This window comes from Pseudomonas sp., from assembly GCF_030683065.1.
In the GTDB taxonomy this organism is placed as follows: Bacteria; Pseudomonadota; Gammaproteobacteria; order Pseudomonadales; family Pseudomonadaceae; genus Aquipseudomonas.
The window spans coordinates 24,194-47,584 of the sequence record NZ_JAUXMX010000012.1; the positions used below are offsets into that span (position 1 = coordinate 24,194).

Consider the following 23,391-nt stretch of genomic DNA (forward strand, 5'->3'; position numbering starts at 1 on the left):
GCTCAGCACGGGCCGAGAGCGATTAGCCGGGATGGTGGGCCTTCCACCACAGGCAAAATTCATCCAGCGCCGTCCACAGACTGACCTGCGGTTCATAGTCCAGGTACTCGCGGGCGCGGCTGATATCCAGTGAAAAATCCTTGGCCATCAGCGCTACCCCCAGGCGAAACAGGGTTGGCTCGGGGCGGCCAGGCAGCAGCCGGCACAACCCTTCATTCAGCGCAGCGCCACTGTATGCCAGGGCGTAGGGCAGGTGCCGGGTCACCGGCGGTAGCTCAAGCTGACGCAACACATAGTTGACCGCATCCCACAGCGGCACTGGCGCACCATTGCTGATGTTGTAGGCCTTGCCCAACGCTGGCCCAGCGGCCAGCAAGCAACTGAACAACGCATCGTTGAGGTTTTGCATGCTGGTGAAGTCGACCCGGTTCAGGCCGTTGCCGATGATCGCCAGGCGCCCCTTGTGCTGCATATTGATCAAGCGTGGAAACAGGCTGGTATCGCCCGCGCCGGTGACCGAACGCGGACGCAACGCCAGTACTTCCAGACCGAACTCCTGGGCACCGAATACCTGCTGCTCGGCCAGGTACTTGGTCTTGCCGTAATGATCGAAGAAGCGCGTGGGCACCTGCTCTTCCTTGATACCCACATGCGCCTGGCCATCGAAATAGATCGACGGCGAGGACAGGTGCACCAGGCGCCGTACACGCTGTTTCAGGCAGCCTTCGATGACGTTCTCGGTGACCAGCACATTGGCCTGATGGAAGTGCTGATAAGTGCCCCACACGCCGACCGCACCGGCGCAGTGCACCACCGCCTCGACGCCCTGGCAGAGCCGCTGCACCAGTTCGGGGTCGGACAAATCACCCTGGATCAACTCGGCGCCGCGCGTGACCAGGTGCTCCATCCCTGCGGCACGGCGACCGTTGACCCGTACATTCAACCCTTGCTCCAAGGCAAAGCGGGCGAAGCGTGCGCCGATAAAGCCACTTGCACCGGTAACCAGAATCTTCATTGCCACTCCCCACCGTACCTGACCGTCTGCGCACTCTAGCAGTGCCGCCACTGACGCGCCGTGTCGTAACGCGCCAGAACAGCGACCACAGCGTCGACGGCGGATGCCACGGGCACTGCCCGCCAACCCCCGAGCAGAACGCACAACACGGCCCAAACCGTAGACGCGATATTCAGGCAACACAACAGCTCATGCCAGCGGCACCAGGCACCCGCCAGCCACCTTGCGCAAATGCTCGGTCAAGCTGTTGAGCAACTCGCCGCCATTGCGCCAGTGATGCCAGTAAAGCGGCACATCAATCGGTCGATCGGCAATCAGCTCGACCAACTCGCCACGGGCCAGCTCATTCAACACTTGCTGTTCCGGCATCAGGCCCCAGCCCAGACCGCTCAGGGCCAAGCGCACGAAACCCTCTGACGACGGGCAGAGGTGGTGCATAAAACCGTCGGCCACGCCAAGCTCGGCCAAATAGCGATGCTGCAGCAAATCATCCGGACCGAACACAATGCCCGGCACCTGGGTCAATGCCGTGGGGGTGACGCCCAGGGGAAAATGCCGGGTAATGAATTCCGGGCTGGCCAGCGCACGGTAGCGCATGGCACCGAGCGCCTGACTGCGCGCCCCCGCTACCGGCCGATCCGTGGCGCATACACACGCAGCAACATCACCGGCGCGCATGCGTTTCAGACCAACGTCCTGATCCTCCACCAGCAACTCCAGCAACAACTTGTACCGGGCGCAAAACTCGCCCACCGCAGCAGCCCACCAGGTCGCCAGACTGTCGGCGTTCAAGGCGATGCGCAGACGCTCGGGGACCCCACCTTCATCCAGCGCCGGCACCTGTGTTTGCACATCGCGCTCGAGCAGACGCACCTGCTGCACATGGTTGAGCAAGCGGCGGCCGATTTCAGTGGGTGCCGGCGGCGTGGCACGCACCAGCACCGGCTGACCAACCCGCGCCTCGAGCAGCTTGATTCGCTGCGACACCGCTGACTGCGACAAGCCCAGCACCTGGGCCGCCCGCTCGAAACCGGCCTGTTCCACCACCGCGGCCAAGGCGGCCAGCAGCTTGTAATCGAACAAATCAGTTCTCCTAATGAGCAATCAGCAATATTGATTTTTCTTATACAGCCAAGCACAACAGACTGGCCAGCAACAACAGGAGAACAACCATGTGGCAAAGCTATTTGAATGGCCTGGTAATCGCCGCCGGACTGATCATCGCCCTTGGCGCACAGAACGCCTTTGTTCTGGCGCAAAGTCTGCGGCGCGAACATCATCTACCGGTGGCCTTGCTCTGCGTGGTCTGCGATGCCCTGCTGGTAACCGCCGGCGTGTTCGGCGTGGCCGCGCTACTGGCGCAAAACCCGCTGTTATTGGCTGTTGCACGCTGGGGCGGCGCCGCCTTTCTGCTCTGGTATGGCGTCCAGGCATTGCTGCGTGCTTACCGTCCGCAGGGGCTCGATCACGCGGCACTGGCTACCCCGCGCTCACTGCGCAACGTGCTCCTGGCAGCACTGGCAGTGACCCTGCTAAACCCGCACGTGTACCTCGATACCGTGCTGTTGATCGGCTCGCTCGGCGCCCAGCAAAGTGTGCCCGGCGCCTATGCCATGGGGGCGGCCAGTGCCTCGCTAATCTGGTTTCTGAGCCTCGCGCTTGGTGCTGCCTGGCTGGCGCCGCAACTGGCAAGACCGCTAACCTGGCGACTGATTGATCTGGCCGTGGCCTTGATGATGTTCACTATCGCCTGGCAGTTGCTCGCGGCTCCCACCGCCGCCTAAAACGGCCGTCAACCCAGCCGGGAACAGCCGCCGGATGTTGGTTTCCCACACAGTTCCCACGTGTTTAAGGCGAAGGCCCAGTGCTATGATCCAAGGCTAGCGGCGCAAAGAGATAACTCACGCCGCAGATAGGGCCGCCCGTGATCGGCTTCGCGAACACCGCAACTGACCTGATTAGGAGATCAACCATGGCTTTCGAATTGCCGGCACTGCCGTACGCACATGATGCTCTGCAGCCGCACATTTCCAAGGAAACCCTGGAATACCACCACGACAAGCACCACAACACCTATGTCGTGAACCTGAACAATCTGGTGCCTGGCACCGAGTTTGAAGGCAAATCCCTGGAAGAGATCGTCAAGACCTCTTCGGGTGGCATCTTCAACAACGCCGCTCAAGTCTGGAACCACACGTTCTACTGGAACTGCATGAAGCCCAATGGCGGCGGTCAACCGACTGGCGCCCTGGCCGACGCAATCAACGCAGCCTTCGGTTCCTTCGACGCGTTCAAGGAAGAGTTCAGCAAAGTAACCATCGGCACCTTCGGTTCCGGCTGGGGCTGGCTGGTGAAGAAAGCTGACGGTTCCCTGGCTCTGGCCAGCACCATCGGTGCCGGCTGCCCGCTGACCAGCGGCGACACCCCGCTGCTGACCTGCGACGTTTGGGAACATGCCTACTACATCGACTACCGCAACGTGCGCCCGAAATATGTAGAAGCGTTCTGGAACTTGGTCAATTGGGATTTCGTAGCTAACAACTACGCAGCCTGAAGCCAACTAATGCGCCGGCCGTCAATGCCTGTGCAATGAGTAAAAAGCCCGGCTGATCAGCTGGGCTTTTTACTGTCTACTGAGCACCGCATAGCTTCATTTCAGCTTCACTCAAACCCTGTGATAAGCAGTAGCGTCAATGCCTTGCCGTGATGCCGGGCAATAGAATAGAGCGAATGCCGGACTCGACATACAGAGCAGCGCGAGCGATTATTCTGCAAGTGCCAGCGACTATGCTCAGTGAAATAAATCAACGGACACCCCTCAAGTACCTGGCCCTTCGCACCGACATACCGGGAGACAACAAACGCCCTGCCTTTGCCACGCTAGAGCGGCTGACCCGATCGACTGCACTGTAATGATGTAATGGCCCTTTGACGACAACCGCGAGTTTGCTGATACTCACAACGATATGACGTCGCTGGCATCGAACAAGGAATTGCCATTTGAAGCTGGAACTCAAGAACAGCCTGTCTCTGAAGCTGCTGCGCGTCGTACTGCTCTCGGCGCTTGCCGTTGGGGTAATACTGAGCTGTGCGCAAATTGTGTTCGATGCCTACAAAACCCGACAGGCCGTGACCAACGATGCCCAGCGCATTCTTGGCATGTTCCGCGACCCCTCGACCCAGGCGGTTTACAGCCTGGATCGCGAAATGGGTATGCAGGTCATCGAAGGCCTGTTCCAGCACGACTCGGTACGCGTGGCGGCCATCGGCCACCCCAACGAGCCGATGCTCGCGGAAAAAGCCCGTGATCTGGCGCAGTTGCCCACTCGCTGGCTGACCGACCCGATCCTCGGCCAAGAACAACATTTCACGACCAAGCTGATGGGCCGTGGCCCCTACAGTGAGTACTACGGCGACCTCAGCATCACCCTCGACACCGCACTCTACGGCGAGAGCTTCGTCACCAGTTCGGTGGTGATTTTCATTGCCGGCGTACTCCGGGCTTTGGCGATGGGCCTGGTGCTCTATCTGGTCTACCACTGGCTGCTGACCAAGCCACTGTCGAAGATCATCGAGCATCTCAGCCAGATCAACCCGGATCGACCCAGCGCCCACAAGCTGCCGATGCTCAAAGGCAACGAGAAAAACGAGCTGGGGCTGTGGATCAATACCGCCAACCAGCTGCTGTCCTCTATTGAACGTAACACTCACCTACGCCGCGAGGCAGAAAGCAGCCTGCTGCGCATGGCCCAGTACGACTTTCTCACCGGACTGCCGAACCGCCAGCAACTGCAACAGCAACTCGATCAGATTCTTGATGATGCCGGTCGCCTGCAGCGCCGGGTTGCCGTGCTCTGCGTAGGCCTGGACGACTTCAAGAGCATCAACGAACAGTTCAGCTACCAGACTGGCGACCAGCTACTGCTTGCCCTGTCCGACCGCTTGCGCAGCCACAGCGGTCGTCTAGGTGCCCTGGCCCGCCTGGGTGGTGACCAGTTCGCCCTGGTTCAGGCCGACATCGAGCAACCGTATGAAGCCGCCGAGCTGGCGCAAAGTGTACTCGACAGCCTCGAGCAGCCGTTCATTCTCGACCAGCAGGAAGTGCGCCTGCGCGCCACCATTGGCATCACCCTGTTCCCCGAAGACGGCGACAGCACCGAGAAGCTGCTGCAAAAAGCCGAACAGACCATGACCCTGGCCAAGAGTCGCTCGCGCAACCGTTACCAGTTCTATATCGCCAGCGTCGACAGCGAAATGCGCCGTCGTCGCGAACTGGAGAAAGATCTGCGCGAAGCCCTGGCGCTGAACCAGTTTTACCTGGTCTATCAGCCGCAGATCGATTACCGCGATCACCACGTGGTCGGCGTCGAAGCGCTGTTGCGCTGGCAGCACCCAGAACACGGCCTGGTGCCACCCGATCTATTCATTCCGCTGGCAGAACAGAACGGCACCATCATCGCGATCGGCGAATGGATTCTCGACCAAGCCTGCCGGCAACTGCGCGAATGGCACGACCAGGGCTTCAGTGAACTGCGCATGGCGGTCAACCTGTCCACCGTACAACTGCACCATGTTGAACTGCCACGGGTGGTCAACAACTTGATGCAGATCTATCGCTTGCCTCCGCGCAGCCTGGAACTGGAAGTCACTGAAACCGGCCTGATGGAAGACATCACCACAGCCGCCCAGCACTTGCTGAGCCTGCGCCGCTCTGGCGCACTGATCGCGATTGACGACTTTGGCACCGGTTACTCCTCGCTGAGTTACCTGAAAAGCCTGCCGCTGGACAAGATCAAAATCGACAAGAGCTTCGTCATGGATCTGCTCCAGGATGACGACGACGCCACCATCGTGCGGGCCATCATCCAGCTCGGCAAAAGTCTCGGTATGCAGGTGATTGCCGAGGGTGTGGAAACGGCCGAGCAAGAGGCCTACATCATGGCCCAAGGCTGCAATGAAGGTCAGGGCTACTTCTACAGCAAGCCACTGCCCGCGCGTGAGCTGATGCTCTATCTCAAGCAGGCCCGCCGGCTCAGCGCCGGTGTGACCAACCCGGTCACACTGTAGAAACAGCAAGCGCGCGCGGCACAGCCACTAAAGCACCCTCACCCCGAGCAACCAGGCCGTCGCCAAAGCGCCGGCCAGGCAAAGTGCGGCGCCGCCGGCTGCCTGCCAATGGAAATACCGCGCCAGCTCGTCTTCACCGGCATTGGCCAGAATGAACGGCCGCGACTCGGCAGGCTTGCCCAGATGGTGCTGCGCCGGCTGCGAACTCTCCTGATGATGGCGGTCTTCGGCCTCCAGTTGCGCGGCCAGGCGTACGCGGCTCCACTCCTGCTCATCCAGCTGACCGTTGCGGTCAGTGTCGAAACGCTGCAACAGACCGTTGAAATCGCCCTTCCACTCACGGATCACTTCGCTCTGCGCCGTATCCGGGGCGCGAGCCTGACCACCACCACTGCTGCGAAAATCGCCAATGGCATACAGCGGCTGGCCGACGTGCAAACGCTCCTCGCTGTAGCGATAGCGCTTGCCGCTGCCCAACCAACTGAGCAGCCCGCTCTTCGCTGGCCCCAGAGGATGACGCAGACTGCCCTGCCAAACCTCACGAATCGCCGGGCGAACCTCGGCGCCGCGCGGGTCGATCAGGCAGTCGCCAGTGCCGTCGTTCAAACGCAGCCAGACTTCGCTGCTACCGCTCTCGATCACTCGCCAGCTGCGTTTCTTGCCGCCGGACTGGTATTGCTCGATCTTGAAGCGCCACCACAGACATGGCTTGCCGGTCAGCGGCGCACGCACCTGCGCATCGGCCAGCGCTGCCAGCACACCGTAGAATTCGGCATAGCCCTGGGCCGCCGAACGAATCTTCGAGGTTGGCGTGTCGAGAAGATGGCGAGCCTGTGACCAGCGTTTCACGCTCCACCAGGCACCACCGATAGTTGCCCCGCCGCTGAACAGCAGGCTAAGCAACAACCCTTCGATCGCCACGGCTTAACTGAACAGCGTCTTGAGATCGACGTCGGCCTTCTCGGCATCGCTAAACTCCAGCAACTCGCCTGCTTTGAAGGCGAACGCACGGGCGATCAACACATCGGGGAACTGCTCGATGCGCACGTTGTTCAGGTTGACCGCCTCGTTGTACAGCTCGCGGCGATCGGCGATGCCATTCTCCAGGCCACTGATGCGCAGCTGCAGGTGCCGAAAGCTGTCATTGGCTTTGAGGTCCGGGTAGTTCTCGGCCAAGGCGAACAGCTGACCCAGGCCGATGCGCAAGCCACTCTCGGCTTTACCCAAGGCGCTTACATCGTGCTGTTCGCGGGCGCTGGCGACGGCGTTGCGTGCAGCAATCACCCGCTCCAGGGTACGGCCCTCGAACTGCATGTACTGCTTGCAGGTTTCCACCAGCTTAGGCAGCTCTTCATGGCGTTGCTTGAGCAGCACATCGATATTCGCCCACGCCTTGCTCAGCCCGTGCTTCAAGCGCACCAGGGCGTTGTAGAGAATGACCGCGTAGGCGGCGAGCAGGATCAGAATCACGAGGACAGCAACACTGGTAAGACTCATGCGGTTTGCTCCGTAATGATGCGCCATGGCTACTAGCAGATCGGACCCGGTGTCCTGCTGCGCAAAAGCCGAATGCCGGCATTCTAGCGGCATCGGCCTGCCAGGATGGAGACTGAGCGCACGGCTTTATGCGATTTAATCGCAACGACCCTTTGCGCAAAATGCAAATCTTTCGCATTATGTTGCAGCTTTGCGTACGCATCCGCGTACCACTCTCATCTCCATGCAAAGGATTTCGTCATGATTCGTATGCCCCTGGCTTCCGCCAGCCTGCTGGCCATCGCCATCTCCCTCGCCGGCTGCGGCGAAGACAAGGCACCCGTCAGCCAAACTCCGGCACCTGCCGCCAGCAGCGCTAGTGCCCCGGTAGCCGCAACCAACACAGTCAACGAAGCTGCCGCAACTGCCGTGGTCAGCCACTACGCCGACTTGGCCCTGGCTGTCTTCAGCGATGCTGCCAGCACCGGCAAGGCGCTGCATAGCGCCATCGATACACTGCTCGCCAATCCGACCGACGCCACCCTGCAAGCCGCCCGCGAAGCGTGGCTGGCGGCGCGGGTACCTTACATGCAGACAGAAGTGTTCCGCTTCGGCAATGCCGTGGTCGACGACTGGGAAGGCCAACTGAATGCCTGGCCCCTGGACGAAGGCCTGATCGATTACGTGGCAGCCGACTATCAATCGGCGCTGGGCAATCCGGGCGCCACTGCCAACATCGTCGCCAACACGAAGATCCAAGTCGGAGAAGACCAGCTCGACGTGACTGAAATCACCCCACAGCTACTCGCCAGCCTGAACGAGCTGGGCGGTTCGGAAGCGAACGTCGCCACCGGCTACCACGCCATCGAATTCATGCTCTGGGGCCAAGACCTGAATGGCACCGGCCCGGGTGCCGGCGAACGCCCAGTCACTGACTTCGTGGTCGGCGAAGGCGCCACCGGCGGCAACAACGAGCGCCGCCGGGCCTTCCTCAAGGCCGCCAGCGAGCTACTGGTCAGCGACCTCGACGAAATGGTCGGCCAATGGCAGGCCGGCGTAGCGGACAACTACCGCGCCAGCCTGGAAGCCGAATCGGCCGAGAATGGCCTGCGCAAGATGCTCTTCGGCATGGGCAGCCTGTCCCTCGGCGAACTGGCCGGCGAGCGCATGAAGGTCGCACTGGAAGCCAACTCCACCGAAGACGAACACGACTGCTTCAGCGACAACACCCATAACTCGCACTTCTACAACGGCAAAGGCGTTCGCAACGTCTACCTGGGTGAATACCTCAAGGCCGATGGCACGACCCTGACCGGCCCGAGCCTGTCCGACCTGGTAGCCAAGGTCGACGCGGCAGCCGACAGCACCCTTAAAGCCGACCTCGCAGCGACCGAAGCCACGTTGCAGGCGCTGGTTGACAGCGCCAACAATGGTCAGCACTTCGACCAGCTGATCGCTGCCGACAACGCTGCCGGTCAGCAGATCATCCGTGACGCCATCGCCGCCCTGGTCAAACAGACCGGTGCCATCGAACAGGTTGCGGGCAAGCTGAACATCGGCGACCTCAACCCGGACACCGCCGACCACGCCTTCTAGGTCAACGCGCACGAGCAGCCGGTGTGATCGCCTGATCGCACCGGCTTTTTTATACCTGCGACTTTTCGCCGCCAACGCTAACGCAAATCTATCTTATTTAAACTAAGTTAGCCTGCTAAGCTTGCCGCCTGACTCTCCTACTGCGGATTCTCGTCGATGCCTGCCCCGCCTTCTCGCCTGCTCCTGTGCCTGCTCTTGGGCCTGGCAGGTTGTGACCCCGCGCCACGCTTTACCCAAGCCGAACCCGGCGAAGCACTGTCTGCTGGCAGCGCCACCGTGTTCAAGTTCGATCAGAATGCCTTCTCCATGCCCTCGGCCAATCTGGCGCCCTCGCGCCGCCTGGATTTCAGCGTAGGCAACAGCTTCTTCCGTAATCCTTGGGTGATTGCCCCGGCGACCACTACTGCGCGCGATGGTCTGGGCCCGCTGTTCAACACCAATGCCTGCCAGAACTGTCATATCAAAGATGGCCGCGGCCATCCGCCCGCACCGAATGCGCTCAGCGCCGCCTCGATGCTGGTGCGCCTGTCGATTCCAGCAGGACATGAGCACGCAGAAATCATCGAGCGCCTGGGCGTGCTTGCCGAACCGACCTACGGCGGCCAACTGCAAGACATGGCCAACCCAGGCACCGCCCCCGAAGGCAAGGTGCGGGTCAGTTACAGCACGCAACGGGTCAGCTTTGCCGACGGCCAGCAGATCGAGCTGCGCAAGCCCAGCCTGGAAATCAGCCAGCTCGGCTATGGCCCGCTGCATGCTGACAGCCAATTTTCCGCCCGTATCGCGCCACCGATGATTGGCCTGGGCCTGCTCGAAGCCATTGCCGATACGACGATTCTGGCCAATGCCGACCCGGAAGATAGCGATGGCGACGGCATCTCCGGACGCGCCAATCAAGTCTGGGACAGGGCACAGCAGCGCACGGTACTGGGCCGCTTCGGCTGGAAAGCCGGGCAGCCCAACCTCAACCAGCAAAACGCCGATGCCTTTGCCAACGACATGGGCCTGACCAGCTCACTGATACCCCATGACAATTGCACCCTTGCACAAACCGACTGCCGGAATGCAGTGCATGGTGGCGAGCCGGAAGTCAGCGATAACATTCTTGCCAACGTACTGTTTTACACCCGCAACCTGGGCGTACCGGCGCGCCGCGATGTCGATACACCCGAGGTGCTCAAAGGCAAAGGGCTGTTTCACCAGGCCGGCTGTCAGCGCTGCCATACCCCGCAGTTCACCACTGCCAGCGATGCTGCCGAACCAGAGCTGGCCAACCAGCTGATTCGTCCCTACACCGACCTGCTGCTGCACGACATGGGCGAAGGCCTGGCGGATAACCGTGCCGAATTTCTCGCCACTGGCAGCGAGTGGCGCACGCCACCGCTATGGGGCATCGGCCTCACCGAAACGGTCAACGGCCACACCCAGTTTCTGCATGACGGCCGCGCGCGCAACCTGCTGGAAGCCATCCTCTGGCATGGCGGCGAAGCCGAAACGGCCAAGCAAGAGGTCCTGACTTTTTCTGCCGACCAGCGCGCCGCGCTGCTGGCCTTTCTGAATTCGTTGTAAGGAGTTGTACATGATCCGTTCCCCCCTCACCCTCGCCTTGCTGAGCCTGGCGCTCAGTGCCTGCGCCCCTGTAGACCCACAGCAGAGTGTCAGCAGTGCCCTGACCGACGGCGTACTGCTACCGGCCTACAGCAGCTGGGCCGAGGCCAATAGCCAGCTGGCCAATAGTGGTCAGGCCTTCTGCGCCGATGAGCAGAACCTGAGCGACGCGCGCCAGGCATTTCTCACCGCACAAAGCGCCTGGGCCGGCCTGCAGCCACTGCTGATCGGCCCGCTGGCAGAAGGCAACCGCGCCTGGCAGGTACAGTTCTGGCCGGACAAGAAAAATCTGGTGGCAAGGCAAGTCGAGGCCCTACTGAACAACAAGCCCGAGCTGACAGCCACCGACCTGGATAAATCCAGCGTAGTGGTACAAGGCCTGACCGCTTACGAATACCTGATGTACGACTCCGGCATAGACCTCGATAACGCAGGACAGAAGGCCCGTTATTGCCCGCTGATAGTCGCCATCGGCCAGCACCAGCAAACCCTGGCAGCCGATGTACTTGGCCACTGGCAAGCCAAAGACGGCATGGCCGCGCAACTGCAAAGCTTCCCCAACCAACGCTATGCAGAGGCGAGCGAAGCCGTAGCCGAGTTGCTGCGCACCCAGGTCAGCGCCCTTGATGGCCTGAAGAAAAAGCTTGGCACACCACTCGGGCGCCAGAGCAAAGGTCTGCCACAGCCCTATCAAGCCGAAGCCTGGCGCAGCAAGGCCAGTCTGGCCAACCTGGCAGCCGGCCTGGCCAGCGCCGAACGTATCTGGCACGGCGCCGAACAGGACGGTATGCAAGCCCTATTGAGCAGCGATCAGTCAGCCCTGCAACAACGCATCGACGCCGCCTACAGCGACACTCGCCAGCGCCTCGCGGCCCTGCAACGTCCGCTTGGCGAACTACTCGACAACGACATCGGGCGCGAGCAACTAAACGCCCTGTACGCCAGCCTCAATACCTTGCACCGCCTGCAAGAAACCGAACTGGCGAACGCCCTCGGTATCCAGATGGGCTTCAACGCCCATGACGGCGACTAGCCCATGATCAAGCGTAGAGCTTTTCTCGGCCTGGCAGCCGGCGCAGTGGCAGCCGGCGCCTTCGCCGGCTGGACCCTGAGCAATAGTGGCGTGCAGCCCCTGCTGCTGTCCGCGCGCAACAATGCGGCTGGCGAACACTATGCGGTGGGCTATCGCCTGGATGGAAGCAAGGTGTTTGCCACCCGGGTCAACGAACGCTGTCATGACGTAGTGCCGCACCCCAGCCTGCCATTGGCCCTGTTCGTCGGCCGCCGGCCGAGCACCGAGAGTTACCTGCTCGACACCCGCGACGGCCGCTTGCTACAGACCTTGCATACGCCGACGCAACGACACTTCTACGGCCATGCGGTGTTCCACAAGGATGGCGAATGGTTGTACACCACCGAGAACGACACCCGCGATCCCGGCCGCGGAGTGCTCGGCGTATATCGCCTGCAAGACCGACAGCTGCAACGCACCGGCGAACTATCAAGCCACGGCATCGGTCCGCACCAATTGCTCTGGCTACCCGATGGCGAAACCCTGGTGGTGGCCAACGGCGGCATCCGCACCGAAGCCGACAGCCGGGTGGAGATGAACCTCGACAGCATGGAGTCCAGCCTGGTGCTGCTCAATCGCGATGGCGGCCTGCTGAGCAAGGAACAGCTGCCCGAGCGGATGAACAGCGTGCGCCATCTGGCAATCGCCAGCGACGGCACTATCGTCAGCGCCCAGCAATACATGGGCGACCCTGCAGATCCGGTGCCGTTGCTAGCGATCAAGCGACCGGGCCAGGCGTTCCAGCACTTTGCCTTGGGCGAAGCGCAAAGCCAGGCGATGAACCAGTACAGCGCCAGCGTGGCTATCCACAGCGAACTGCGCCTGCTGGCGCTGACCGCGCCGCGCGGCAACCGGGTGTTCATCTGGGACCTGGACAGCGCCGCCCTGCGCCTGGATGCACCGCTAGCAGATTGCGCCGGGGTTGGCGCAGTAGCCGAGGGCTTCGTCGTCAGCACGGGCGTGGGACGCTGCCGGCTATTCGATTGCCGCCACAGCGACATCAGCGCCCAGCCGCTGCAATTACCGGCAGGGCTATGGGACAACCACCTGCGCCTGGCCTGAAACGCCGTTTCCGATCTGTTGCGTGAAAACAGGCGCTGAGTGCCTGCTCCAGGCTGCCCACACTCCAGTCTTAATTTGTAATACAGCGCCGGTACGCTATAAGCCGGTACGCTAAAGAACGCTGCCGCAGAGCCGATCTATACTTTTAGTTAGCCGCTGCTTATAGGCAACCCGACCAATAGCCAGGGATTTTCGCAGTCAGGCGCAGTCAGCTTCGCTGGCGTCTCGACGTCCATACTCAGGGGTACACCCATGTTTCTGCAAAAATCCTTGCGCGCGCAAATTCTCGCCCTGCTCGGTGCTAGCCTGGCGCTGATTCTGATCACCGCGCTGGCCTGCTTCAGCTTCCTTTCCAGCGGCATGCAGGCTTACCGCAGCCTGCTCGAAGGCCCGCTGGAAGCCTCAGCGCTTATCGATTCGACCAACCTGAACTTCAAAACCCAGGTGCAAGAGTGGAAGAACGTCCTGCTGCGCGGCAGCGACAAAGCCCAACTGGATAAATACTGGAGCCAGTTCGAAGCCCAGGAGCGCAAGGTTCAGGACTCCCTGGGCAGACTAAGCACACTGGCCGGCGATGACCGCGTGCTGAAAACCAAGGTCGACGCGTTACGCGGCGAACACCAGACACTCGGCACCAACTACCGCAAGGGGCGCGATGCCTTTATCGCCGCAGGGGGTGACGCTACGGTCGGCGACAAGGCGGTCTCCGGCATCGACCGCAACACCGCCCAGCAAATGGAGACGCTGGCCAGCGAGCTGCACAAACAGAGCTTGGAACAGGCTAGCCTGCTCAATGCCTCGGCCGACCGCACCATTACGTTCGGCACCCTGCTGATGCTCGGTGCTACCGCGGTGATCGCGCTGTTCAGCCTATGGCTGCTCAACCGCAACCTGATCAACCCGATCCGTGAGCTGATCGAACATATCACCCAGCTCAGCCAGGGTAACTTCGGCAAACGCGTCGATTCCAACCGACAGGATGAACTGGGTAACCTGGCCGTGGCCGCGAATATCCTGCGCGACTTCCTATCCGATACCTTCACCCGCCTGAAACGCAGCACCGCTGACCTGGACACAGCCAGTGGTGAGCTGAACTCGATTGCCATGCTGATGGCCCAAGGCACCCGCGAGCAGTTCTCACGCACCGACCAGGTGGCCACCGCCATGCACGAAATGTCTGCCACCGCTCAGGAGGTCGCACGCCATGCCGCCGAAGCAGCCGGCGCTGCAGATGCAGCCGACAGCGCAGCGCGTCAGGGCGAAACAGTGATGCAGGCGACCATCAAGACCATCACCAATATTCGTGGCGAAATCAGCAACACCTCCGACGTCATTCGGCGCCTGGAAAGTGATACGGGGCGCATTGGCAAGGTCCTCGAAGTGATTCGCGGTATCGCCGAGCAAACCAATCTGCTGGCACTCAACGCCGCCATCGAGGCCGCCCGCGCGGGTGAACAGGGCCGCGGCTTTGCCGTGGTAGCGGATGAAGTGCGAACCCTGGCACAACGTACCGCCGAGTCCACCGCGGAAATCCACCAGATCATCGACACCGTGCAAACCGGTGCAGTGAATGCCGTGCGCGCCATCGAAAGCGGACAGCAGCGCAGCGAAGAGGGCGTGACTCAGGTCACTGAGGCCGGCGCCACGCTACAGCTGATCACCAACGCGGTCGAGGCGATCCGCGATATGAACCGGCAAATCGCCACCGCCGCTGAAGAGCAGACCTCGGTAGCCGAAGACATCTCGCGCAACCTCACCGAGATTACCGCCATCGCCACCGCTAACCAGGAGAACGTACAGCGCACCGAAAGTGCCGGGCAGAACCTGAAAACCCTGTCCGGACAACTTAATGAGGTGACCGAACGCCTGAGTGCCTGAAATCGCCATAACGTAACCAGCAAAATGCCAGCGTGCGCTGGCACTTTGCTGACAACGCATTTGATCAATCAGGCAACTTCTGTATCGCTCCCACGTTGCAAATGCGACGCTTTGACAGGCCTTTGCGCGGAGTCTAATGTGTTCTTCTTGCCTATTCCCAGGCCCAATTTCCATTGCCAAGGAACCGGAATATGTTGCTCCGCCGCATGCTGATCATGCTCGGCGTCGTACTCGTCGTGGTACTCGCCCTCGCCGCCTATAAAGGTCTGGCTATCTACCAGGAAATTCAGCAGTTCTCGGCGCCGCAACCGCCGATCAGCGTGAATGCCGTAGAGGCTGTAGCCAAACCGTGGCAGAGCCGTTTGCCGGCTATCGGGACGTTGAAGGCCTTCCAGGGCATCGACCTGACTGTCGAGGTCGCCGGCACCGCCCGCGATGTGCTGTTCCAGTCCGGCGAGAAGGTTCGCCTCAACCAGCCGCTGATCCAGATGGACAGCGACGTGGAAAAGGCCAGCCTGGGCACCGCCCAGGCCGAACTGGGCCTGGCGCAGGTCGAGTACCAGCGCGGGCGCAACCTGGTCACTCGACAGGCCATCTCCAAGAGCGAGTTCGACCGACTGTCTGCCGAACTGCAGAAAGCCAACGCCAGCGTTGCCCAGTTGCAAGCCACACTGGCGAAGAAGCGCATCCTCGCGCCCTTCGCCGGCACCATCGGCATCCGTCAGGTCGACGTCGGCGACTACCTGGCCTCTGGCACCACCATTGCCACCCTGCAGGACCTGTCGACCCTGTTCGTCGACTTCTTCCTGCCGGAGCAGAACGTGCCGCAATTGGCCATCGGTCAGCGCGTGCGCATTCAGGTGGCGGCCTATCCCGACCAGGTATTCGAAGGTCAGATCGCCGCGATCAACCCCAAGGTCGAGGCGACCACGCGCAACCTGCTGGTGCGCGCCAGGTTAGGCAATCCAAACGAAAAGTTACTGCCCGGCATGTTCGCCAATCTGCAGGTGCTGCTCGCCGGCGAAATCTCGCAGGTGCTGGTACCGGAAACTGCCATCACCTACACCTTGTACGGCAACTCGGTATACGTGATCGAGGCGCAGCAGGCCGACGACGGCAGCCCGGCAAGCGATGCCGACGGCAAGCCGATCCTCCAGGTCGAGCGCCGCTTCGTCGAGACCGGCGAACGCCGCGAAGGCCAAGTGGTTATTCTCAAGGGCCTGCAGGCTGGCGAACAGGTGGTCAGCGCCGGTCAGCTCAAACTCGATAGCGGCGCCCGCGTAACAATCGTCGCTGATACAGCCGAAACCACCGAATAGCCAACCCGCACCGTCCACCGCGGTGCAGGTGCATAGGAACCGCCCCATGGCTTTTACCGATCCCTTTATCCGTCGCCCGGTACTGGCGACCGTGGTCAGCCTGCTGATCGTCCTGCTCGGCCTGCAGGCCTTCGATAAGCTAACCATCCGCCAGTACCCGCAGATGGAGAATGCCCTGATCACGGTGACGACCGCCTACCCGGGTGCTAATGCCGAGACCATCCAGGGCTACATCACCCAGCCCTTGCAACAAAGCCTGGCCAGCGCGGAAGGCATCGACTACATGACCTCGGTGAGTCGGCAAAACGTCTCGACTGTATCCATCTATGCGCGCATTGGCACCGACAGCGACCGCCTGTTCACCGAGTTGCTGGCCAAGGCCAACGAGGTGAAGAACCAGCTGCCGCAGGACGCCGAAGACCCGGTTTTGAGCAAGGAAGCAGCCGACGCCTCGGCACTGATGTACATCAGCTTCCACAGCGATCAGTTGTCCAACCCGCAGATCACCGACTACCTGTCACGGGTGATCCAGCCCAAGCTGGCCACCCTGCCCGGCATGGCCGAGGCGGAAATCCTCGGCAATCAGGTGTTCGCCATGCGCCTGTGGCTCGACCCGCTGAAGATGGCCGCCTATGAGCTGACCGCCAGTGACATCAACGACGCCGTGCGCCAGTACAACTTCCTCGCCGCTGCCGGTGAAGTGAAGGGTGAGTATGTGGTCACCAGCATCAATGCCAGCACCGACCTCACGTCGCCACAGGACTTCGCCGCCATCCCGCTGAAAACCATCGGCGACAGCCGCGTGCTGCTCGGCGATGTGGCCCGCGTGGAGATGGGCGCGCAAAGCTATGACTCGATCAGTTCCTTCGATGGCACCCCATCGGTGTACATCGCCATCAAGGGCACGCCGAGCGCCAACCCGCTGGACGTGATCAAGGAAGTGCGGCAGATCATGCCCGAGATCGAGACTCAGCTACCGCCGAACCTCAAGGTGTCCATCGCCTACGACGCCACCCTGTTTATCCAGGTATCCATCGATGAGGTGGTGAAGACTCTGTTCGAGGCGGTGCTGATCGTTATTGTCGTGGTGTTCCTGTTCCTCGGCGCACTGCGTTCGGTATTGATCCCGGTGATCACCATTCCGCTGTCGATGATCGGCGTGCTGTTCTTCATGCAGCTGATGGGTTATTCGATCAACCTGTTGACCCTGCTGGCCATGGTCCTGGCCATCGGCCTGGTGGTGGACGATGCCATCGTTGTCGTGGAGAACATCCACCGACACATCGAGGATGGCAAGACGCCCTACGATGCTGCCATCGACGGCGCCCGTGAAATCGCCGTACCGGTGGTGTCGATGACCATCACCCTGGCCGCAGTTTATGCGCCGATCGGCTTTCTCGACGGCTTGACCGGCGCACTGTTCAAGGAGTTCGCCCTGACCCTGGCGGGCGCGGTGATCATCTCCGGCATCGTCGCCCTGACCCTGTCACCAATGATGTGCGCCAAGCTGCTGCGCCACGACGAAAACCCCACGGGCCTGGCACATCGCCTGGACATGCTCTTCGACTCACTCAAGCGCCGCTACCAGGTTGCGCTGCACGCCACCCTCAATACTCGCCCGGTGGTGGTGGTGTTCGCCCTGATCGTGCTGTGCCTGATTCCGCTGCTGCTGATGTTTACCAAGAGCGAGCTGGCGCCCGAGGAAGACCAGGGCATCGTGTTCCTCATCGCCAACGCGCCGCAGCCGACCAACCTCGAATACCTGAACCGCTATACCGATGAATTCGTCGAGATCTTCAAGGAGTTCCCGGAGTATTACTCCTCGTTCCAGATCAATGGCTTCAATGGCGTGCAATCGGGGATCGGCGGCTTTTTGCTCACGCCCTGGAACGAGCGCGAGCGCACCCAGATGGAGATCCTGCCGCAGGTGCAAGCGCGCCTGAATCAGATCGCCGGCCTGCAGATATTTGGCTTCAACCTGCCCTCGCTGCCTGGCACCGGTGACGGCCTGCCATTCCAGTTCGTGATCAATACACCGAGCGATTACGAGTCGTTGCTACAGGTCACCGAGCGGGTCAAGCAACGCGCCCTGGCCTCCGGCAAATTCGCCTTCCTCGACATCGACCTGGCCTTCGACAAGCCCGAACTGGTGGTCGATATCGACCGCGCCAAGGCCGCGCAGATGGGCGTATCCATGCAGGACATCGGCCTGACCCTGGCAACCCTGCTCGGCGAAGGCGAGATCAACCGCTTCACCATCGACGGGCGCAGCTACAAGGTCATCGCCCAGGTCGAGCGCGCCTACCGCGACAACCCGGACTGGCTCGGCAACTATCAGGTGAAGAGCGAAAGCGGCGCGATGCTGCCGCTGTCGACCCTGATCAGCGTCAGCGAGCGCGCACGCCCGACCCAGCTCAATCAGTTCCAGCAGCTCAACTCGGCGATCATCCAGGGCGTACCTATCGTCAGCATGGGCGAAGCGATCGAGACCGTGCAGCAGATCATGGCCGAGGAGGCGCCGGCCGGCTTTGCCGCCGACTATGCCGGCGCGGCGCGCCAGTTCATCCAAGAAGGCAGCGCCCTGTATGCCACCTTCGGCCTGGCTCTGGCTCTGATTTTCCTGGTGCTGGCGGCGCAGTTCGAAAGCTTCCGCGACCCGCTGGTGATCCTGGTGACAGTGCCATTGTCGATCTGTGGCGCACTGATCCCACTGTTCCTCGGCTTTTCCAGCATGAACATCTACACCCAGGTTGGACTGGTCACCCTGATCGGCCTGATCACCAAGCACGGCATCCTGATCGTCGAATTCGCCAATCAACTGCGTCGTGAAAAAGGCTTGTCACGGCGGGCAGCGGTCGAAGAAGCGGCAGCGATTCGCTTGCGCCCGGTGCTGATGACCACCGCGGCCATGGTCTTCGCCATGATCCCGCTGATCCTGGCCACAGGCGCCGGCGCGGTAAGTCGTTTCGATATAGGCCTGGTGATCGCCACCGGCATGTCGGTTGGCACCTTGTTCACCCTGTTCGTATTGCCCTGCGTCTACAGCCTGCTGGCCAAGCCGGATCCGGAGCCTGCGACAGCGTAAGCCTGCACACAAAACAGCACAGGAAATGCATGTGAGGCGCAAGCCATGGCGGGCCAGAGGAAGAGCAGACTGAAGCAGTCAGGAAAAGAAATGCCGTGCACTTGGCTCAAGTACACGGCATTGGCACGACAGTAATGTTTGTCAGGCGGATCGTTCGCTCATTTATGTCCAGCCAGACTCTGCGACAAGCTGAACATGAACAGCAGTAAATCCTTGTCCGGCGTAACCTGTTGCGTTGCTGCACTGATTTTACGTGGCAGTGGGCAGTACTCAACCTGACTGGCGTTACCCAGCATCACCGGGCCCGGCTCATGCCAGGCTGCCGCAGCCAAAGAGGCCACGCCCAGTGCCGCAATCAGAAAAACACCTCTAGCAATTTCTAACTTCATCATTGCAACCCCTTGATAGCGCTGCCAAACGCCTGCTGATAAAAGTAGACCAATCGATCCCAATCACCAGCACTCCACGACGAATGGCGCTTTAGTTGCTGCATGTCATGGCGAGCAGCCCGTCGTGGACTGAATCGCCGGCGGCTTTTTTCCAGGTCCAGCAGGGCTGTTTCAACCTCGATGCACTCACCCACCTGCTCGACTCGCACGAACAGATGCTTCTGATAGAGGCAGCCATGCTGCCAGCCAGCCCGGTGAAATCGCGCCAGCATGCCAGCCACTTGCTCCAGCAACTGCTCGTTCACCGCCGCGCTGAAACACTCACGGCCGCCCTCGGCGTACCAGTGACTGAGTTCCTGAAAGCCTTTAAGTTCCTCAGACACCAGCAAACCACGCCAACGCCCGGCAGCGTCGCGCTGCACGTCGCAATAGAGCAGGTTCGGCGCCTTTACGCCGAGTAGCGGCAGGGCCAACAAGGCATCACGCTCACGCAGCACCGTGGGCCGACCGAACGGGTAACGCAGGCTGCGATAGAAGTGTCCAACCTGACGCTTGGCATAAAGCACTTGGCCGTCGCTTTGGCACAACCGCTGTACGCCGCTCTCGCCTCCGCGCCGATGATTGGGTTCTTCGACCCATTCACCCTGCAATTGCCACCACTGCTCGAATGCCATCGCCACTGTCATTTCATCCGCCTGTAAATCGAGCGCCTCAACCTGACCGCATACAGCTACCCGCCCTGGCAAGTCACTATCAGTAACAAACCAGCTCGCCGGGTAACCTCCCGCGCCGCGTCACAAAGGGCCCGGGCACCCTGGCTGCATGGGCACAACCATCGATGGCGTGCTGGTTGCAGCGAGAACGAAACTTAGAGCAATTTACAGGCCATAAAAGCGAGCAATTTACAGGGCCATAAGAACGGATGCCGTTTAACAGCCGCACCCATCACGCTCAGCGCGACCAAGCCGTCCATTGAGCAACATCGGCACGCCAGGCTGCGTCCACTGCAAGGCTATGCCGACGTTAGTGGGGTGCAGGAATAACCCTAATGGGCATGCCTCTGCCGCGCCTCGCTGCGCCCAACGCCAACCTACACGCGCAGACCGGCCTCCAGGGCGGCGCTGGCGCGCACTGCGAACACGTCTCATCGGGCGCAGCAGTTGACGATTACGCAGCCAATAAAAAACCCGCGCCGAGGCGCGGGTTTTTCAAGGACTGCTGGGGAGCAGGCTGGCTGTCGGGTAAGAAATGGCCATTCCTAGCCATCCCTCCCCTAAGAACCGTACGTGCGAGTTTCACCGCATACGGCTCAAGCCTTTGTAAGCCCTCTCTCAATCGAGAGAACCGGTGCAACACTGTGTAACTGCCGATGACAATTAGGATGCAGCAGCACCAAATTATCCATCGCATCGCTCCCCCCTTTGTGCCGTTCGATGACATGGTGAATATTCCATCCCGTCTCGAACGTAATCAACTGCTTGCACATCGGGCATCGCTTGCTCTGGCCGAGCCATAACGTCAGCGTCTTCCGTTTCCCCTCATCCGACCTTCGCCACGCATATTCCAGCCGTTGCTCGAAGTACATCTCGTCCTCTGGGGCGTATGGGTTAGCCTCCGCCTTGATCTTGGTGTGCCGCTTGATTGGCGTATCGCTGGCGTACAACAAGTGGAGCAGTTTTCCGCTGAGCTGTAGTCCGGAGAAGACCCAATTGCGTGGTCCCACGCGCTTGAAGTACTTATCCTTGACCCAACGTTTGCAGCGATTTCCATGTCGCCGCCTGCACCATCGCCATAGCAATTTCCAGATTCTGTAATCCACATAGTTAAAGGTCTGCTTAGCGACAATCGGCCGATGATAGTTGGACCAACCCCGAATAACCGGATTGAGCCGCTCGATCAACAGACTGGCCGGTACCGCTTTGTTCGCTTCAACCAGTGCCTTAACCTTGGCCAAAAATGCTTTCACGTTCTTGTGGGCTGGCTTTATCAGCAGCTTGTCACCGTACTTGCGAACATTCTGACCCAGGAAATCAAACCCCTCCGATACATGCGTGAACAGCGTTTTCTCCACCGCAAGACTCAACCCACGCTCGGCCATAAAGGCTTCGACGACAGGCTTTACCTCATTTTCCAGCAGCTCTTTCGAGATGCCAGTGATGACGAAATCATCTGCATAACGCACATAGTTGACCTTGGTCTTGTAGCTGGCTTTGGTATTGCGCTGCCCGAATCGAGATTCAAGCTCCTTTTCCAGTCCATCAAGCGCCAAATTGGCCAATACGGGAGAAATAATGCCTCCTTGCGGAGTTCCCGCCCCGGTTGGGCTCAATCGGCCAGATTCCATATATCCCGCCTTCAGCCACTTCCTTAAAACCACCTTGTCCATAGGGACGTTGGTGATCAGCCAGTCGTGACTGATGTTGTCGAAACACCCCTTGATATCGCCCTCCATGACCCACTGCGTAGAATGCTTACGACTGAGATTGATGAACAATTGCTCAATTGCATCTGCCGTGGAGCGGTGAGGACGGAAGCCGTAGGAATTCCGGTCAGCTGTGGTCTCCGACACCGGTTCGAGGGCCAGCAGGTATAACGCCTGCATTGCTCGATCCAGCATCGTCGGTATTCCCAGCGGACGGCGCTGGCCATTAGCTTTCGGGATATACACCCGTCGCAATGGCCGGGGTTGGTAGCCCCTGCGCTGTAACCGAAAAACTGACTTCCATTTGCTTTCAGGCGTGCTCCAGGTTTCCCCATCGACGCCCGGAGTCCTGCGACCCCGGTTTTCAGTGACTCGCTTTACCGCCAACGCCTTGGCGGCAAACGAACGAACCAGCATGCGCTGCAAGGCTTTCACCTGCCGCCACTGCTGACTCTTGGCTGCCTTCGCGATTCGAACCTGTAGCCCTCTCACCCGTCGATGACTGGTTTCCCAGTCGATCATGTGCCAACCAGTGGCCGGGAGGGAGGATGCAGGTACTTCTATTTCAGACGCACTCATCTTGCTTTCCTCCAAAGAAAATTTCCCTTGGCGGCAGCAGACACACGTCCCCCCTGCGGGGGAGTGAGTTCACTGCCCCGCAAGGGATTTTTATTTGATGAATGCTGCCGGTCAGCCCAGCAGACATCCACTCTTGATGGCTTTACATGCCTTCACGCGATCAAAGACCCGTCGGAAGTGGGCACCCTTTCGGGCCAAGGCAATAGCCTCTATCCAATACCATTACAGGATGGCATTCGCTTTTTCCGACATCCTTTGCCCGCACTTCCAACAGCTTTCCTTACGGTTAGCCTGCCCTGCCATGACGGCCAGTGGCGAAAATACGGGTTTACCGAGTTCCATACCTGTCACAAGGATGGGTTAGGTCCTGCCTATTCACCGATGACTCAATGTCAGCGTGTCTCCAGATGTAAAAGAGACAACCAGTCATGCACCATTTTGGTCAAAGCCTATCAGCAACTTTGGCTCCATGCGGTTGACGGTGTTTATCAGCAGTTCACTTATGTTGACCATACCAACCAGCCTAGCGTCGCACCCGCGTGTTGCTCGCAGGATTTGCATGGCACCTCGCGGCGACCACACACCACAAACATCGTGGGACTACATTGTCAGGAAGCTTCGCACCCCACCGTTACCAGTGACGCACTATCCGTAGGCTACTTTTGGCTGAACAAAAGGTCTCATGCCCAAATACCTTGTGGTATTCGAGAGAGACAATGACAGATACAGCTTGCGCCCTGTAGAAGAGCTAACAAGCACATATCAAACAAGATCCCATACAAGCAGCCACTCCCCTTGGGGAATATGCTTCTTGCAGGTAATT

17 protein-coding genes are annotated in these 23,391 nt (G+C 60.3%); 10 read left to right on the forward strand and 7 right to left on the reverse strand.

Translation table 11 applies throughout. The features are described from left to right. Positions 1-22: 22 nt before the first annotated feature. Together Q8K09_RS02895 and Q8K09_RS02900 are read right to left on the reverse strand one after the other, a co-directional pair. Positions 23-1,015, reverse strand: coding sequence for an NAD(P)-dependent oxidoreductase (locus Q8K09_RS02895; RefSeq protein ID WP_305253520.1), 993 nt, complete (start codon positions 1,013-1,015; stop codon positions 23-25). A gap of 189 nt (positions 1,016-1,204) precedes the next feature. Then, positions 1,205-2,098 (reverse strand): LysR family transcriptional regulator ArgP, encoded by an 894-nt coding sequence (locus Q8K09_RS02900; RefSeq protein WP_305253521.1) that lies wholly within the window; start codon positions 2,096-2,098, stop codon positions 1,205-1,207. 89 nt (positions 2,099-2,187) lie between these two features. Between Q8K09_RS02900 and Q8K09_RS02905 the strand changes: the two genes are divergently transcribed. From Q8K09_RS02905 to Q8K09_RS02915, 3 genes are all read left to right on the forward strand, one after another. Next, positions 2,188-2,799 carry a LysE/ArgO family amino acid transporter gene (locus Q8K09_RS02905; RefSeq protein WP_305253522.1) on the forward strand — a complete coding sequence of 204 codons (612 nt, stop codon included), beginning with the start codon at positions 2,188-2,190 and terminating at the stop codon, positions 2,797-2,799. Positions 2,800-2,987: 188 nt separating this feature from the next. Then, positions 2,988-3,569 carry a superoxide dismutase gene (locus Q8K09_RS02910; RefSeq protein ID WP_305253523.1) on the forward strand — a complete coding sequence of 194 codons (582 nt, stop codon included), beginning with the start codon at positions 2,988-2,990 and terminating at the stop codon, positions 3,567-3,569. Positions 3,570-4,015: 446 nt separating this feature from the next. Then, complete coding sequence (locus Q8K09_RS02915; protein ID WP_305253524.1) at positions 4,016-6,082, forward strand: bifunctional diguanylate cyclase/phosphodiesterase; 2,067 nt, start codon at positions 4,016-4,018, stop codon at positions 6,080-6,082. A gap of 27 nt (positions 6,083-6,109) precedes the next feature. Here Q8K09_RS02915 and Q8K09_RS02920 read toward each other — a convergent pair whose 3' ends face one another. Continuing rightward, a complete protein-coding gene (locus Q8K09_RS02920; RefSeq protein WP_305253560.1) occupies positions 6,110-6,997 on the reverse strand; it encodes a GIDE domain-containing protein in 888 nt (295 codons plus the stop codon). A 9-nt stretch (positions 6,998-7,006) separates the two neighbouring features. Continuing rightward, complete coding sequence (locus Q8K09_RS02925; RefSeq protein WP_305253525.1) at positions 7,007-7,579, reverse strand: LemA family protein; 573 nt, start codon at positions 7,577-7,579, stop codon at positions 7,007-7,009. Between the two features lie 240 nt (positions 7,580-7,819). On the opposite strand from Q8K09_RS02925, the gene Q8K09_RS02930 reads away from it, so the two are divergent. The 7 genes from Q8K09_RS02930 to Q8K09_RS02960 all read left to right on the forward strand — a co-directional run bounded on the left by Q8K09_RS02930 (position 7,820) and on the right by Q8K09_RS02960 (position 19,178). Then, positions 7,820-9,154 (forward strand): imelysin family protein, encoded by a 1,335-nt coding sequence (locus tag Q8K09_RS02930; protein ID WP_305253526.1) that lies wholly within the window; start codon positions 7,820-7,822, stop codon positions 9,152-9,154. 156 nt (positions 9,155-9,310) lie between these two features. Then, positions 9,311-10,723, forward strand: a complete 1,413-nt coding sequence (locus Q8K09_RS02935; RefSeq protein ID WP_305253527.1) for a di-heme oxidoredictase family protein — start codon at positions 9,311-9,313, stop codon at positions 10,721-10,723. A gap of 10 nt (positions 10,724-10,733) precedes the next feature. Beyond that, a complete protein-coding gene (locus tag Q8K09_RS02940; RefSeq protein WP_305253528.1) occupies positions 10,734-11,795 on the forward strand; it encodes an imelysin family protein in 1,062 nt (353 codons plus the stop codon). 6 nt (positions 11,796-11,801) lie between these two features. After that, a complete protein-coding gene (locus Q8K09_RS02945) occupies positions 11,802-12,896 on the forward strand; it encodes a DUF1513 domain-containing protein (RefSeq protein ID WP_305253561.1) in 1,095 nt (364 codons plus the stop codon). A gap of 252 nt (positions 12,897-13,148) precedes the next feature. Next, positions 13,149-14,774, forward strand: a complete 1,626-nt coding sequence (locus Q8K09_RS02950; protein ID WP_305253529.1) for a methyl-accepting chemotaxis protein — start codon at positions 13,149-13,151, stop codon at positions 14,772-14,774. 191 nt (positions 14,775-14,965) lie between these two features. After that, positions 14,966-16,093, forward strand: a complete 1,128-nt coding sequence (locus Q8K09_RS02955; RefSeq protein ID WP_305253530.1) for an efflux RND transporter periplasmic adaptor subunit — start codon at positions 14,966-14,968, stop codon at positions 16,091-16,093. Positions 16,094-16,139: 46 nt separating this feature from the next. Further along, positions 16,140-19,178, forward strand: a complete 3,039-nt coding sequence (locus Q8K09_RS02960; protein WP_305253531.1) for a multidrug efflux RND transporter permease subunit — start codon at positions 16,140-16,142, stop codon at positions 19,176-19,178. 158 nt (positions 19,179-19,336) lie between these two features. On the opposite strand, the gene Q8K09_RS02965 is transcribed toward Q8K09_RS02960, so the two are convergent. The 3 genes from Q8K09_RS02965 to ltrA all read right to left on the reverse strand — a co-directional run bounded on the left by Q8K09_RS02965 (position 19,337) and on the right by ltrA (position 22,568). Next, entirely contained in the window at positions 19,337-19,570 is a 234-nt protein-coding gene (locus Q8K09_RS02965; protein ID WP_370869478.1) for a hypothetical protein, read from the reverse strand. After that, positions 19,567-20,253 carry a lipopolysaccharide kinase InaA family protein gene (locus Q8K09_RS02970; protein ID WP_305253532.1) on the reverse strand — a complete coding sequence of 229 codons (687 nt, stop codon included), beginning with the start codon at positions 20,251-20,253 and terminating at the stop codon, positions 19,567-19,569. The genes Q8K09_RS02965 and Q8K09_RS02970 overlap by 4 nt, the downstream gene beginning before the upstream one ends. Positions 20,254-20,876: 623 nt before the next feature. Further along, positions 20,877-22,568, reverse strand: coding sequence for a group II intron reverse transcriptase/maturase (gene ltrA, locus Q8K09_RS02975; RefSeq protein ID WP_305253533.1), 1,692 nt, complete (start codon positions 22,566-22,568; stop codon positions 20,877-20,879). Positions 22,569-23,391 lie beyond the last annotated feature (823 nt).